This window comes from Xanthomonas sp. SHU 308 (assembly GCF_000364645.1).
Classification (GTDB): Bacteria; Pseudomonadota; Gammaproteobacteria; order Xanthomonadales; family Xanthomonadaceae; genus Xanthomonas_A; species Xanthomonas_A sontii.
Genome location: NZ_AQOK01000837.1, coordinates 1 through 546, shown reverse-complemented (window position 1 = coordinate 546; position 546 = coordinate 1). Strand labels below are relative to the sequence as shown.

Sequence of the window (546 nt, the reverse complement as noted above, 5' to 3'; positions counted from 1 at the left end):
CGCCCCGCCAGCCATATCCGCCAGGCGCGCGCGCTCACGGCGTGCGCTCCGGCAGGCAGCGCAGCGGACCCAGCCGGGTGGGCGGCGCCTGCGTCGGGCGCTCGATCCGGAACCGGCAGTGGCTTCCTTGCATGTCCACCTCCAGGTCGTTGCGGCCGGGCGCGAGCCCTTCCACATAGGCCTGGCCATCGTAGCCGACCACGGTGTCGACGCCCGGTCCATGCACCCGGCTGCCGACCGGCAGCGGCGCGTCGGCGGCGTCGTGCAGTTGCACCAGCACGCCGTCGCTGCGGCGGATCGGGAACGCCACCACCACCCCGGTCCGATCGCGCGGCACCACGATCTGGTCGACCTGCTCCGGCCGCAACTCGGGCGGCAGGCGCATCGGATCGATCGACAGCCGGTTGTGCTGCCAGGCCAGCAGCGGCGTGACCAGCAGGAAGCCGCGCGCATCGGTGCGGCCGATCGGCCGGTTCTCCAGCAGCACCGGCACGTCGGCGACGCCGCCGGTGGAGACCAGGGCGAAGGCCTGGTCGAGATCGCGGC

The 546-nt window shown here is 74.0% G+C and carries 1 protein-coding gene; it reads right to left on the bottom strand.

What is annotated here, in order from left to right; genetic code table 11:
- Positions 1 to 34: 34 nt before the first annotated feature.
- Positions 35 to 546, bottom strand: a 512-nt coding sequence (locus D588_RS25865; RefSeq protein ID WP_043086822.1) for a FimD/PapC C-terminal domain-containing protein, incomplete at its 5' end; no start/stop codon positions are given.